At 70.9% G+C, this 13,542-nt stretch carries 13 protein-coding genes and 1 tRNA gene; 8 read left to right on the top strand and 6 right to left on the bottom strand.

Annotated features, from left to right (window positions below; all coding sequences use genetic code 11):
* Positions 1-25: 25 nt before the first annotated feature.
* From ACQPWW_RS33745 to ACQPWW_RS33735, 3 genes are read left to right on the top strand one after another with little or no spacing between them, the layout of a single operon-like run.
* The gene (locus ACQPWW_RS33745) at positions 26-718 is read left to right on the top strand and encodes a response regulator transcription factor (protein ID WP_433127830.1); all 693 of its coding nucleotides are present in this window, start codon (positions 26-28) and stop codon (positions 716-718) included.
* The gene (locus ACQPWW_RS33740) at positions 711-2,177 is read left to right on the top strand and encodes a histidine kinase dimerization/phospho-acceptor domain-containing protein (RefSeq protein WP_433127829.1); all 1,467 of its coding nucleotides are present in this window, start codon (positions 711-713) and stop codon (positions 2,175-2,177) included. Before ACQPWW_RS33745 ends, ACQPWW_RS33740 begins: the two co-directional genes overlap by 8 nt.
* A gap of 56 nt (positions 2,178-2,233) precedes the next feature.
* Positions 2,234-2,833 (top strand): hypothetical protein, encoded by a 600-nt coding sequence (locus tag ACQPWW_RS33735; RefSeq protein WP_433127828.1) that lies wholly within the window; start codon positions 2,234-2,236, stop codon positions 2,831-2,833.
* Between the two features lie 40 nt (positions 2,834-2,873).
* Here the strand turns inward: ACQPWW_RS33735 and ACQPWW_RS33730 are convergent, their stop codons facing one another.
* Together ACQPWW_RS33730 and ACQPWW_RS33725 are read right to left on the bottom strand one after the other, a co-directional pair.
* The gene (locus tag ACQPWW_RS33730) at positions 2,874-4,475 is read right to left on the bottom strand and encodes a ricin-type beta-trefoil lectin domain protein (protein WP_433127827.1); all 1,602 of its coding nucleotides are present in this window, start codon (positions 4,473-4,475) and stop codon (positions 2,874-2,876) included.
* Between the two features lie 140 nt (positions 4,476-4,615).
* Positions 4,616-6,829 carry a glycosyltransferase family 39 protein gene (locus ACQPWW_RS33725; protein ID WP_433127826.1) on the bottom strand — a complete coding sequence of 738 codons (2,214 nt, stop codon included), beginning with the start codon at positions 6,827-6,829 and terminating at the stop codon, positions 4,616-4,618.
* A 124-nt stretch (positions 6,830-6,953) separates the two neighbouring features.
* Here ACQPWW_RS33725 and ACQPWW_RS33720 point away from each other — a divergent pair, with 124 nt between their 5' ends.
* Positions 6,954-7,661, top strand: coding sequence for a glycosyltransferase family 2 protein (locus ACQPWW_RS33720; RefSeq protein ID WP_433127825.1), 708 nt, complete (start codon positions 6,954-6,956; stop codon positions 7,659-7,661).
* On the opposite strand, the gene ACQPWW_RS33715 is transcribed toward ACQPWW_RS33720, so the two are convergent.
* Positions 7,647-8,540 carry a transketolase family protein gene (locus ACQPWW_RS33715; protein ID WP_433134740.1) on the bottom strand — a complete coding sequence of 298 codons (894 nt, stop codon included), beginning with the start codon at positions 8,538-8,540 and terminating at the stop codon, positions 7,647-7,649. The genes ACQPWW_RS33720 and ACQPWW_RS33715 overlap by 15 nt on opposite strands.
* A 5-nt stretch (positions 8,541-8,545) precedes the next feature.
* A complete protein-coding gene (locus ACQPWW_RS33710; protein WP_433127824.1) occupies positions 8,546-9,241 on the bottom strand; it encodes a transketolase in 696 nt (231 codons plus the stop codon).
* Between the two features lie 47 nt (positions 9,242-9,288).
* Here ACQPWW_RS33710 and soxR point away from each other — a divergent pair, with 47 nt between their 5' ends.
* Entirely contained in the window at positions 9,289-9,747 is a 459-nt protein-coding gene (soxR, locus tag ACQPWW_RS33705) for a redox-sensitive transcriptional activator SoxR (RefSeq protein WP_433127823.1), read from the top strand.
* 9 nt (positions 9,748-9,756) lie between these two features.
* On the opposite strand, the gene ACQPWW_RS33700 is transcribed toward soxR, so the two are convergent.
* Entirely contained in the window at positions 9,757-10,731 is a 975-nt protein-coding gene (locus tag ACQPWW_RS33700; protein ID WP_433127822.1) for an NAD(P)H-quinone oxidoreductase, read from the bottom strand.
* A gap of 205 nt (positions 10,732-10,936) precedes the next feature.
* On the opposite strand from ACQPWW_RS33700, the gene ACQPWW_RS33695 reads away from it, so the two are divergent.
* A tRNA-Ser gene (locus ACQPWW_RS33695) sits at positions 10,937-11,023 on the top strand.
* A 107-nt stretch (positions 11,024-11,130) separates the two neighbouring features.
* Here ACQPWW_RS33695 and ACQPWW_RS33690 read toward each other — a convergent pair.
* Complete coding sequence (locus tag ACQPWW_RS33690; protein WP_433127821.1) at positions 11,131-11,565, bottom strand: hypothetical protein; 435 nt, start codon at positions 11,563-11,565, stop codon at positions 11,131-11,133.
* 256 nt (positions 11,566-11,821) lie between these two features.
* Between ACQPWW_RS33690 and ACQPWW_RS33685 the strand changes: the two genes are divergently transcribed.
* Both ACQPWW_RS33685 and ACQPWW_RS33680 read left to right on the top strand, forming a co-directional pair.
* Positions 11,822-12,481, top strand: a complete 660-nt coding sequence (locus tag ACQPWW_RS33685; RefSeq protein WP_433127820.1) for an HAD family hydrolase — start codon at positions 11,822-11,824, stop codon at positions 12,479-12,481.
* Between the two features lie 73 nt (positions 12,482-12,554).
* Positions 12,555-13,430: a hypothetical protein gene (locus ACQPWW_RS33680; RefSeq protein WP_433127819.1), complete on the top strand. Its 876-nt coding sequence runs from the start codon at positions 12,555-12,557 to the stop codon at positions 13,428-13,430.
* Positions 13,431-13,542 lie beyond the last annotated feature (112 nt).

Raw genomic sequence — 13,542 nt, 5'->3', positions numbered from 1 at the left:
GTTCGCCGTCGGCAATCATGGGCCGGTGACCGTCGAACCGCCGCACCGCGGGCTCGTCCTCGTGGTCGAGGACGAGCCGGCCATCGCCGACCTCGTCCGGCTCTACCTCGCCCGGGACGGGTTCGGCGTCCACCTGGAACGCGACGGCGAGGCCGGGCTGCACGCGGCTCGCCGGTTACGCCCGGTGGCCTGCGTCCTGGACATCGCGCTGCCGGGCCTTCCCGGCACCGAGATCTGTCGCCGGCTTCGCGAGGCCGGCGACTGGACCCCTGTCATCTTCCTCACCGCCCGGGACGACGAGGTGGATCGGATCGTCGGCCTGGAACTGGGCGCCGACGACTACGTCACCAAGCCGTTCAGCCCCCGGGAGTTGGTCGCCCGGGTGCGCGCGGTGCTGCGCCGGGCCGCCGGCGGCCCGGCGGGGGCGGACCGGCCGCGCGTCGTCGGCCCGGTGACGCTCGACCCGGGCCGCCGCACTGTCACCGTCGCCGGCGCACCGGTGCAGCTCACCTCCACCGAGTTCGACCTGTTGGCCCACCTGATGGCCCGGCCCGGCCGGGTCTTCACTCGGGAGGAGCTGCTGGCCGGGGTCTGGGGTTACGCGGCGCACGCCGGCACCCGCACCGTCGACGTGCACGTCGCCCAGGTGCGGGCGAAGCTCGGCCCGGCGAGTGTCATCCGGACCCACCGTGGCGTCGGGTACGCGGTCGATGCCTGACCACCCCGGGCCCGTCGAGTCGCCGACCATGACCCTGCCGGTGATCGGCGCCGGCCCGCCCGCCGCACCTCGACGAGGCCGGTTCGGCCGCACCCTGACCGCCCGCGCGGTGCTTGTCACCTGCGCTGTCGCGCTGGTGTCGGTGCTGGTCACCGCTATCGTCGCGGTGCCGTTGGCGATCCGTGGCGCGGAGCGACGCGATCAGGACGCGCTCGCCGCGCAGGCCCGGCTCGCCGCCGAGGTGCTGCGGACCCGCCTGGACCGGGGCCGCACCGCCGACGAGGAGCGGCTCATCCAGCAGTTGCGCAACCAGGGCATCGACGCGTACCTGATCCGGCGCGGGGCGGTCGACCGGCCGGGGCTGCCCTCTCGGGTGGTGCAGCGGATCGAGCAGGGCCGCAACGTGTCGGTGCGGCGCGTGGTCAACGGCGAGCGTGCCCTGATCGAGGGCCGCGCGCTACCCGACGGCAACGGGGTGGTGCTCTCCCGTAGCGCGTCGAACGGGCTCTGGGCCCGGGTGCTGCTCGGTCTCTGGGTGCCGCTGCTGGCCGGGTTGGCCGCCGGTGTGGTGGCCGGCCTGCTGCTGGCCCGCCGGCTGGCCCGGCCGATCCGCGTCGCGGCGACCGCCGCCGCCCGGCTACGCGCCGGCGACCGCGCCGTCCGGATACCTGTCGAGTCACCGGACGAGGTCGCCGACCTGGCCGAGGCGTTGAACGGGCTGGCCGGCGCGCTGGCCACCAGCGAGGGGCGGCAGCGGGAGTTCCTGCTGTCCGTCTCGCACGAGCTGCGCACCCCGCTGACCGCGATCCGGGGGTACGCCGAGGCGCTCGCGGACGGGGTGCTCGGCGCGGACGACACAGTCGACACCGGTCGGACCATGCTGACCGAGGCCCAACACCTGGACCGGCTGATCGGGGACCTGCTGGCGCTGGCCCGGTTGGAGGCCGCCGACTTCCCGCTCGAACCGGTGCCGGTGGATCTGACCGGGTTGGCAGTGGACGCGGAGCCGACCTGGGCCGGTCGCTGCGCGGCGGTGGGCGTGCCGTTCCGGCTGGAGACGCCCGGTCGGCCGGTGCCCGCGTACACCGATCCGGGGCGGATCCGGCAGGTGCTTGACGGGTTGCTGGAGAACGCGCTGCGGGTCGTACCCCCTGGGTCGCCGGTGGTGCTCGCGGTCCGGCCGGCCGGCGCGGACCCGGCCGCCGGCGGTGAGTTGGAGGTCCGCGACGGCGGACCCGGCTTCACGGACGACGACCTGGCGGTGGCGTTCGAACGCGGTGCGCTGCACGAGCGGTACCGGGGAGTGCGCAAGGTGGGCAGTGGGCTGGGGTTGGCGCTGGCCGCCGGTCTGGTCCGTCGACTGGGCGGGGAGATCACCGCGGGGCACGCGCCGGAGGGCGGCGCCGCCTTCACGGTCCGGCTGCCCGGGGATCCTTACCTGGCTCGAACATCGGCCTGACGCTCCGCTCGTGCTCGGCGGGAATGCTGAGGACTCCACGGACGAGAGGGAACGTCATGCCACGTTGGGGATTCGCCACCGGCACCACGGCACTGCTCGCGGCGGTCACGCTGGGCGTCACCGGCTGCGGTGCGGCCGAGGTGGCCAGCCAACCCGCCCGGGAGGCCGCCGTCGAGGTCGCCGCCGCGATGGGGGTGGAGGGTCAGGCGCTGGCCGCGATGGGCTTCGACGCCGACGACCTGGACGTGCTGACCGTGGCCGCGCCGGCCAGCCCGGCACCGGGCGCCTCCCCCACGGCCGGCGAGAAGGCCCGGGAGAAGCGCGGCGAGGAGTGGCGCAAGCGCCGCCAGGCCCGCGTGCTGCTGCGCAAGAACACGCTGCACGGCGAGGCGGTGGTGAAGACCAAGGACGCCGGTACGCAGACAGTGGCCGTGCAGCGCGGCGAGGTGACCGCCATCGACGGTGACTCGATGACCGTCAAGTCGACCGACGGCTTCAGCATGACCTGGACCTTCGGCGACGACCTGCGGGTCGTCGAGCGGCGCGCCACGGTGCAGCCGAGCGAGGTCAAGGTCGGCGCGACGCTCGGTGTCGCCGGCGCGAAGGACGGCGACAAGGGTGTGGCCCGGCTGATCCTCATCCCGAAGGCCAAGTGAGACGAGGGGCCCCCGATCGACTCGGGGGCCCCTCCGTCCGTCAGTAGACGCGGGAGCCGATGAAGTCGTCGTGACCGTAGCCGACCGGGTTGGCGGCGGTACGGGCCTCGAACGACCACTGCTGTCGGGTGCTGCTTCCGCAGGTGACCAACCGCAGGCGCGGGCTGCCCAGCAACGGGTTGTCGAACGCCACGCAGAGGTTGCTCGCCGCCGCCGGCTTGAGCTGGTTGCCGGCGAAGACGAACTGCTGCGCGGCGGTGCCGTTGCAGTCGTAGATGTTGACCGCCGTGCCCGAGGTCATCGAGCTGTTGGCGACGTCCAGGCAGCGGTCGTGGGACAGCTCCGAGTGCAGCGACCGCCGGGTCGAGTCGTACCAGAAGCCCTGGTTACGCCCACCGTGACAGGAGTAGGGCTGCTGCACTGTGCCGTTGCGGGAGTCGTACCCCTTGCCGTCGACGCAGGTGCCGGTGGCCAGGTTGCGCAGTTGCCTGAAGTCGAGCAGCCCCGGGTAGAGCACGCCGCTGCCGGTGCTGGCCGGGTCGACGCAGCTGGCCCGGTCCTGCCCGGAGTTCCAGAACTGGGTGATGCACTGGGCGAACATGCCGTGCCCGCGGGCGTTGGGATGGAACGACTGTCGGGCGGCGTTCTCGTTCCAGATTCCGACCTCGATGAAGAGGCCGCGCACCGAGGTGTTGTCGGTGCACACCTCGTGGCCGTGGAAGAGTCGGCTGGCGTCCAGGTAGCGGGTGCCGGTGTTCGCGGCGGCCGACCGGAGCGCCGACTCGAAGAGCGGCACTGCCTTGTTCCGGGCGAACGCCGCGTCGGCCAGGTAGAGCAGACAGCCACCGGCGTACCACCCGGGGAAGTTCGGGTTGTCCTCGACGTCCGGGCTGCCGGGGCTCGGGTACGACATGAGCACCAGTTCGTAGTCCGAGCGCAGGTAGCCGGCGTCGGTCATGGTCTGCCGGATGTCGGTGAGCGCGTCGGTCACGGCCTGCCGGCTGCCGTCGGTGCGGATCGTCCACTGGTCGGTGTAGGTGGGGTAGCAGGGCCCCTGGAAGAGGACCCGACGGATGGCGCAGTCGGTGGCGACCGGGCCGAACTGGATGGTGCCGTCGCCGTTCGCGCCGACCACCACCCAGATCAGCTTCACGTGCGTGTTGCGCGCCTTGATGCCCAGGTAGTCGCCCTGGTTCAGCTCGTTGTGCTGGGTCGGTCCGCCGGCGATGAGGTTCCACGGGGTGGCGCCGGAACAGGCCAGGTTGTACTGCGCGTCCGACGGGATGCCGGTCCGGAAGACCGCCTGGTCGTACGAGCGGTCGCACCAGTTGCCGTCCTGGTGGGTGCCGGGGACGTAGTTGCCGACGCCCTCGCCGGAGATCTCGCTGTCGCCCATGGTGATCAGCGCGGTGCGACGTTGTTCGATCGGGCGGATCGCGGGGCTGCCATAGAGGGCGGTGGCCTCGGCGGCCCGGACGGCTTCGAGGTTGGCGGGCAGCGGCTGGACGGCGGGCCGGTCGGCGGCGGTGGCGGGGGTGGCCGGTCCGGCGAGCATCGGTAGGACGAGAGCGGCGACGGCGACGACGACGGTGCTGGCCCGTCGTCGGGTCGCGCGTTCGGGCCTGGCGGGGATTGCAGGCATCGACGCACTCCTTTCGGCTCAGTCGCGGGACGTCGACTGAGTTACCAGACGGTAACGTGCGGATCAATGGATGTGAATGCGCTTCGGATCCTTGCGCGCGGGCTGCCGAACCGCCCGGATCGGACGATCCGGACGACCGGTCAGCGGCCGGGTGGCAGCGCGTAACCGACGTAGTCGCGGAACTCCCACCGCCAGCCGGGCGGAACCAGCTTGGCGCAGGCCGGCCGACTGCCGGTGCAGACGATCGCGTCCACCGAGGTGGGGTCGGCCGGCGGCCGTTCGGGCAGTACCGACTGCAACGACACAAGCTCCGGTGAGCTGCCGTCCGGCTGGCGCAGCAGCAACCACCACGGGTACTCCCAGTTGTCGTTCTGCTCCACCAGCCCGATCCGCCGGGCGTCGCTGTCCCGGACCGCCGCCGCCGCCCAGCGGAACTCGTCGGCCCACTGCGGGCGGCGCAGGAACCGGGTGTCCCAGTCCGAGGTGGTGAAGACCGAGCCGGAGCCGACGAGCCGGCGTGGGAAGCCGTACGACAGCGCGAGCACCCCGGCCAGTGCCGAGGTGGCCAACACGAGGACCACCGCCACAGTGGCCACCGACCGCCGCCCGTGGCCAGCCGTGCCGGTGGCGCGGCGGCGCAGGAGCGCGTCCAACCACAGCCCGGCGAGCGGCACGGCAAGCACCAGGGCGTAGAGCAGCAGCCGGTTGCCCCACGGCTGCCATTTGATCATCGCGGCGTGCAGCAGGACGGTGGCCAGCACCACCACCGCGTACGCGCGCAGCGGCCCGACCTGCCCGGGGCCGATCCGGCGCGGCCGGGCCAGCGCGACCACCGCACCGATCAACGCCAGCGCCCCGGCGACCGGGAACGCCACCCGGTCCTCGTCCGGGTACCAGGCGGGTTCCGGGAAGAGCTCCCGGCCGAAGGTGATCGCCCGGTCCTGCGGGTCGACGCCGATGACGTCCGCGCCGCCGATGATCGCCTCCCCACCGAGGTGACGCAGCGGGGCCAGCGGTGTGTCGAACGCGGTGTGTCCGATCCGCAGCGCGTTGATCAGGATCGACGGCGGGTCGTGCCGCTCCATCGGGATCGACTCGCGCAACCGGGGCGGACCCAGCGGATGCCCGAACTCGGCGGTCACCCGGGCCAGGAACGGGCCGACCACCACGGCCGCCACCAGCACGACAAGCACCGAACCACCGATGACGCGCGCCACCTGCGCCACCGGTCGGGACGCGGGCGCCTCGGCCGGAACGGCGCGGGCAGTCGACCCCCCGGCGGCCGGCGCCCGGGTGGCCCGGGCCAGCCGGAGCTGCGCCAACCCCCAGAGCACCAGCAACGGACCCACCGCGATCAGGCCACTGGTCTTCGTCAGCGCGGTCAGCCCGGTGGCCGCTCCCAACCCGAGCACTGTGCCCCAGCCGGTCCGCCGGCGCAGCCCGTCCAGCACCAGTGTCGCCGCGCAGGCCACCCATGCCGCACAGACCAGGTCGGTCTGCGTGCTGGTGGCCTGTAGCACCACCATCGGCGTGGTGGCCAGCACGAACGCGGTGATCAACTGAGCCCGCCGGCCGCCGCCGAGCTGCGCCGTGATCCGTGCGGCGACAAGCAGGCAGAGCACCCCGGCGGCCCACTGCACCAGGTTGTGCAGGTGGTCCCCGCCGGTCAGCAGGCGCAGGTGCAGCAGCAGATACTCGGCTCCGGGCGGGATGGTCACCTGTCGGTGGATGGCGGTCGGCCAGAAGTCCAGGTCGCCCTGCGCCACCCAGTGCTCCACCTTCGGCAGGTGGTACGTCTGCGAGTCGAAGTTGTTCGGCTCGGCCAGCAGCGCGACAAGCAACTCCACGAGGACCAGCCCGCCGACCGTGCCGGCGAGCAGGCGTTCACCCCGACCGGCCGTACGCCAGGCGTCGACCGCCCGGGCGAGCAGGCCGCCGCGTACCCGATCGTCCTGGCCCGGCCGCTGCTCGGATGCGGCCCGGCCGTCGGCGATCGGCGCGGGCAGCTCCGGGACGGCGCCGACGGGTACCGCCGCGCCGACCGGCACCGGCCGGTTCGCCGCGGCGGGCCACTGCGCGACGGCGGCGTCCCGACGCCGGCGCAGCCCCGCCGCGCTCGCGCAGGCGAGCAGGAAGAGCAGCCAGGCGGCGACGAACGCCGGCCGGGTCAGCGCGTGCGACGCGCCGAGCACCTCGACGACGAGTACCGCGTACGCCCCGCTGAGCAGGGCGGCGCGTACCACGGCGAGCCGCAGCGGCGCCACCCCGGCGGCGCTGCGCGGCCTCGTCACGACGGTGAGCAGGAGCACCGCGGCGGCAGGTACCACCGCGAGCAGGGAGCCGGCAGCCGACATGGCGGGAAGTAAACACCATTGGTCTGGGACCGCCACGCCGACTGCCCGTCGATGGCGGCATACGTCGGGCTGACCAGCCAGGCTAGGCTATGCCCGACGTGTCGTCGCCACCGTGGAGATTCCCGTGAAGCTCTCGATCCTGATGCCGGTCTTCAACGAGGAAGAACGCATCGCGGATGCCCTCAAGCAGGCATTGGCGGTGGACTATCCGTGCGAGATCGAGCTGGTCGTCGTCGACGACGGGAGCCGGGACGGCACCGGCGAGGTCCTCGGTCGCGCCGACGACGCACGCCTGCGGGTCATCACCCACCAGCGCAACGCCGGCAAGGGTGCCGCCATCAAGACGGCGGTCGACAGCGCGGAGGGCGACTACATGGTCATCCTCGACGCCGACCTGGAGTACGACCCGCAGGACATCCCCAAGCTGCTGGACCCGGTGCTCGACGGGCGAGCCACCGTCGTCTACGGCAATCGCACCTTCGGCAGCCACAGCGCCTACAGCTTCTGGTACGTGATGGGCAACAAGGGCGTCACGATGGCGGCCAACGTGCTGTTCAACTCGTACATCGGTGACCTGGAGACCTGCTTCAAGCTGATGCCGGTGGCGCTCTACCGGTCGCTTGAGGTGCGCTCGCGCGGCTTCGGTATGGAGGCCGAGGTGACCGGCAAGCTGCTGCGCCGCCGGATTCGGCCGTACGAGGTGCCGATCAGCTACCGCGCACGTGGCCGGGAAGAGGGCAAGAAGATCACCTGGAAGGACGGCGTCGAGGCGATCTGGATCCTCGGCCGTGAGCGCGCCCGTCGCCGCCCCGCCCCCTCATCCGCACGCTGACCCCAGGAACGCGCTTATCGACCGCCGCAGACCGGCGGCGTCCAGGCCATGCCACCGGGTGTGGTCGGCCGGACTGCCGTACCGTCGCAGGTCGGTCTGACCCACCCCGAGCGCGAGCAGCCGATGCGGCACGTCCGCCATCGCCCGGCTGACGACAGCGCTCGACGTGCCCGCCAGGTACGGCTCGACAAGCACCACCTCGGTCCCCGCGAGCGCCCGTAGCCCCGCGGTGTCGAACGGCCGGGGCGTGTGGGTGTACGCGACAGTCACGTCCATCGCCTCGGTGGCCGCCAACGTGGCGTCGAGCGTCGGCCCGACGGCCACCACCAGCGGCGCGTCCGTCCCGCCCCGCCGCAGCACCCGGAGCCGGTCCGCGTCCGGGTGCGCCTCGGCGTTGCGCTGCTCGCTGAGCCGCAGGTAGACCGGGTCGTCACTGGTCGCGGCGTGCCGCAGCAGCGGCGCGACCTCGTCCGGGTGGCCGGGCACCCGCACCGTCCAGCCGTCGCCGAGAGAGCCGAAGAGCGCCACGTCCCCGGGCGACTGGTGGGTCCGGCCCTCCGCCGACCCGTCGTACGACGCGCCGATGCTGACCAGGACCGCGCCCACGCCCTGGTGGTCCAGATCCAACTTGATCTGCTCGTACGCCCGATCCACCAGGAACGTCGCGTACGAGTGCACGATCGGGCGCAGCCCGGTCAGGGCGAGCCCGCCGGCCACACCGATCATCAGTTGTTCCCGGATACCGACGTTGAGCACCCGGTCCGGGTGTCGTCGACCGGCCGGGCCGAACTGGCTGGCGGAGATGTCGGCCACGACGAGCGCGGTACGCGGGTCCTCGTCGAGGAGCGCTGTGGTGCTGTCGATGAAGGCGGCACGCATGGCGGTCATCCCTTGCTCTCGATGCGGGCGACCACCAGGTGTGGCCGCCGTGAGCGGTGCCCGGTCAGCGCTCGGTACAGGGCGGTGTGGTCCCGGCCGTCGACGGTGTCGGCGGTCCAGCCGTTGACGGTGAACCGGCTGGCGATGCCACCGGACCAGCCGTGGGTGGCCGACGAGTTGTCGACGACGATCGCGGTGAGGCTGTCCAGGCCGGTCGCCCCCGCGTACGCGATCGCCTCGTGGTTGGACCCCTCGTCCAGTTCGGCGTCGCCGAGCAGCACGTACACCCGGGGTGTGAGCAGCCCCTGGGCCCGCAGGCCGAGCGCGGTGCCGACGGCCAGCCCGAGCCCGTGGCCGAGCGAGCCGGAGCCGATCTCGACGCCGGGCACCAGCAGCCGGTCCGGGTGGTGGCCGAGCCGGCTGTGTGGCCCGGCCAGGTCGTCGAGCCAGGCGTCCGGGATGAAGCCGTGCGCGGCGAGCACCGCGTAGTAGGCGGCCGGCCCGTGCCCCTTGGAGAGCAGGAAGCGGTCCCGCTCCGGGTCGTCGACGGTGTCGGGGGTGACCCGCAGCACCCGGTCGTAGAGCACCTGGAGCACGTCGATGGTGGAGTGCGCGCTGGGCGCGTGCTTCTCGTCGCCGGTCAGGCGTCGGATCAGCCCGGGGAGCCGGGACCCGGTGTCGGTGGTCAGTGTGGTGGTCATGCCACTACTGTCTGACTTGAAGTGCACTTCAACTCAAGGACCTGGTGATGCAGGATCTACTGACGATCGGCGAACTGTCCGCCCGCTCCGGCGTGGCACCGTCTGCGCTGCGCTACTACGAGCGACTCGGGCTGATCCGCGCCGACCGCACCGGCGGCAACCAGCGCCGGTACGCCCGCGCCGAGCTGCGCCGGGTCGCCTTCATCCGGATCTCGCAGCAGGTCGGCGTCTCGCTCGACGAGATCCGGGCGGCGTTGGAGTCGCTTCCCGAGGCCCGCACGCCCAGCCCGCAGGACTGGGCGCGGCTCTCCGCGAGCTGGCGGGGCCGGTTGGACGAGAGAATCCGGCTGCTCACCAACCTCCGCGACGACCTGGACAGCTGCATCGGCTGTGGCTGCCTGTCCCTGCAACGCTGCACGCTCAACAACCCGGGGGACACGCTGGCCGGCGAGGGGCCAGGCGCCCGCCTGATGCTGCCCCGACCGACTGACGACACGCTCGTCTGACGCCGCTGCTCACCCGCGGGTGAGCAGCACCTTGCCGAAGTGGTCGTTCGACTCGACGAGCCGGTGCGCCGTCGCCGCCTCGCTCATCGGCACCCGCCGGTCCACTACCGGTCGGACCATGCCGGCCTCGATCAACGGCCACACCTCGTCCCGTACGCCCTGGACGATCTCCGCCTTCTCGGCGAGCGGTCGGGAGCGGAGCGACGTCGCGGCGACGCTCGCCCGTTTGGTGAGCAACGCGCCGAGATCCAACTCGGCCTTGCGCCCACCCTGCATGCCGATCACCACCAGCCGGCCGCCGGTGGCCAGCGCGGAGACGTTCCGGCCCAGGTAGGACGCGCCCATGATGTCCAGGATGACATCCGCGCCCCGACCGTCGGTGATGCGTCGGACCTCCTCGACGAAGTCCTGATTTCGGTAGTCGATCGGGTGGGCCGCGCCCAGCTCCCGCAGCCGGGAGTGCTTGGCCTCCCGGGCGGTTGTCACCACCGTCGCGCCGAGGGCCGCCCCGAGTTGGACCGCGAAGGTGCCGATCCCGCTGCCCCCGCCGTGCACAAGCAGCGTGTCACCCGCGCCGAGCCGCCCCACCTGGACCAGGTTCGACCAGACAGTGCAGGCCACCTCCGGCAGCGCCCCCGCGTCCACCGGGTCACAGGCCGGCACCGGCAGCAACTGCCCGGCCGGGACCGCGACCCGCTCGGCGTACCCCCCGCCGGCCAGCAGCGCGCACACCTGCTGCCCGACCGCCCACCCGGCGACCTCCGACCCGACCTCGGTGATCACCCCGGAGCACTCCAACCCGGGGTACGCGGACGCGCCCGGCGGCGGCGGGTAGTGCCCCTGCCGTTGCAGCAGGTCAGCACGGTTGACCGCGCTGGCCCGCACATCCACGATCACCTCGCCGGGGCCCAACTCCGGGTCGGGCACCTCGGCCCAGACCAGCGCGTCGGGTCCACCGGGCTCGGGAATGGTGATGGCTCGCATGGGCCCAGTCTTCCCGATCTCGTCGGCTGTCGCAGGCGCACCCGCCAGCCCACAGTGGACGGCCGGCCGGCACGGTCCGGTTGACGCGCTGGCAGGTCCGGGCCGCGCTGCCCACCGGGGAGGCGCGTTCGAGGAGGGACGGCGGGCCGTCCGGCGGGAGCCGTGGCAGACTGTGCGTGGCCGTACGCCCACGGGTGGCGGCCCAGGAGGGTTCGCCTAGTGGCCGATGGCGCTGGTCTTGAAAACCGGTAAGGCAGCGATGTCTTCGTGGGTTCGAATCCCACACCCTCCGCCCCTCTGGACAGCAAAAACGCCCCGTGACCAGCGCGAACGCTGGCCGGGGGGCGCTTCTGCGAATGGGAGTCAGTCTCACTTCGTCCCGTTCGGGGCCGCCGCGTCTCACTTGTCGCGGCAAATGGGCGGCAAAGTTTCGTCGGCCGGTCGGCCGCTCTCCTGCTGGTCGGGAGTGGCTAGCGCCGCCTCGATCCGCTTGCGTGCGGCCTCGTCCTGACCGTCGATGCATGACGCGTAGACCTTGAGTAGGACGTGCACGCTGTGCCCTGCCCACTCGGCGACCTGGGTAGCCGGTACGCCAGCGTTTAGCCAGAGCGACACGGCGGCGTGCCGCAGGTGGTACGGCACCCGTGCCAGAACGGAGCGCTGCTGGGCGGGGCTGAGCGCCTTCGCTCGTGCCTGTCGCCGGGCTCGCAGGTAGGTGCTCTTTGTGACGGGGCCGGGGCGGGAACCTGGCGCGTTGAACATCCGCCCGCCCGGGTTGCCGTAGTGCTGCCGGTGATGCCGCAGAATGCGGACAAGTTCCGGGCAGGCCGGCACGTCGCGCGTCGCCTTCTTCGCTCGGTGCTTTTAGCTCTCGGTCCTCGCGCATTTCGCCGCTGTCCGTCCATTCCTCGCCGACGTGTTGGGTTGACCCGCTAAGGTGAAGCCATCCCCATCCCTCGTCGGGCAGTTCGCATTCGTCGTCTCTCAGGTGCATCACCTCGGATCGTCGGAGCGCCGCGAAGTACATGCACGCGAAGAACCCTGTTAGCGCCGGATCTCGGCCGTTCACAGCGGCCAGCAGCAGACGGGCTTGCTGCGGATTTGCGACGACCTTCCGGTCGATCTTCTCTTCGTTCTTGGGTGCCCGCCACTGGACGAAATCCATCGGGTGGGCGTCGAGGTATCGCAGCTCTACCGCGTATTTGAGCGCGCTGTAGAGGACGGCTCGTTTGCGGGCAACGGTGTTAGCGGCGGCTGGTCCATCGTCCAGCCGGGTTGCGTAGAGGATGCGCTCTGCGCGGCCGAGCGCCGGGCCGTCGAGACTGCCGAGCCCACGCCTTACGGCCGTGAGGTCATCGTGGCTGCCCAAGAAGCAGGAATGCCGGTAGCAGTAGTTAGCAACAACTCGCCGGGCGCAGTATTTGCTTACCTGGCGGCGCATCGGCTCGCCGGGCACATCTCACCAGTAGTCGGCCGGGCGTACGCCGATCCGGACCGCATGAAGCCTAACCCAGAACCGATCTTGCAAGCTGCCCGTGTCCTCGGCGAGCAGGCGGGCCGGTGCGTCCTTGTCGGCGACTCGCTGTCAGATATAGAGGGAGCGAGGGCCGCAGGCGTGCGGACGGTCGGTTACGCGAACCGGCCTACCAAAGTCGGATTGTTTCGGGATGCCGGGGCGGACGTCGTGATCACCGGTATGGGCGCGTTGGCTCACGTTCTGCTGAAACGCCGGGTAGGTGACAATACATGACCATTCGGCGTGCTTCCGCTGCGCGGCCGAGTCAACTTCCTCTGTGAGGAGCTGCAAGGTAACATGACTCGCTGTGCGCCCATTCCAGCGACTATCGGATCGACTTGCGGGCAAGCCAATCGATGATGTTCTTCATGATGGTGTTCCAGACTGGCTCGAAGTGCCGATGCGCACGTGGCTCGCTGAGGCACTCCACAAGCCACGCGGCCTAGGAAGAAGGGTTGCGGTCAGGCTTCAAATCGGGATGCCGCACGGCGACAACCGTGCCGAGGCTCTCGCTCTGGTCAACATTGACACGCATCTGCTGCTTGACGTAATCGATGCAACGCTTCAAATTCATCCGGGATGGAATCCGTACACCCCAGCGAATGATCCATTCGACAGTTGGAACCAGTCAGAATGGCGGGAAACGCTCGTCAGCCTAGGGCTGCTGCTGGCTGAGGGTAACTCGTTATACCGGATTGACACCGACGGTCGTTGCCTTGAGCGTCGCGTCAGCGAAGAGGCCGATGGGGCTTTCAAGGCTGCAACCCAGGCAGCGCCTCCCACTGCGGCTGACCACATTCGGCAGGCGTGGAAAGCCGCGTATGGCCGGAAGCCTGATCCTGATAAAGTGTTCACTGAGGCAATCCGGGCTGTGGAAGAGATCGCCTGCCCGTTGGTGCTGCGACAGAAGGCCGCGAGTGGGAACGCGACACTCGGCGGGGTGATCGGGGAGCTTCGATCGAACCAAAAGTGGAAATTGGTCCTTCCTGCAAAAGATGGTGCGCCGCAGGATGTCGGAGCCGCAGTCGCCATGATGGAATCGCTGTGGAATGCCCAGCGTTCGCGTCATGGTGGCGGAGCCAATTCTCGTCGAATGACTAGCGCGGAAGCCGAGGCGGCGGTTCACCTTGCTGTTCTTCTCGTGCAGTGGCTCTCGACTGGCGTCATCGTTCAGAATCCGTAGCCGGGCAAAGGTTTAATTCAGCATCAACCTGATGGCTCCATGGTGATCCGTGCCCGACGTCAACTGGCCGCAGGTATGGGCTAGAGGCCGATCGATATGGGGGAGAACGTTC

The sequence above is a fragment of the Micromonospora sp. CA-240977 genome, assembly GCF_050942285.1.
In the GTDB taxonomy this organism is placed as follows: Bacteria; Actinomycetota; Actinomycetes; order Mycobacteriales; family Micromonosporaceae; genus Micromonospora.
Note: the sequence above shows the minus strand (reverse complement) of the source record. Positions and strands in the feature narration are given on the sequence as shown.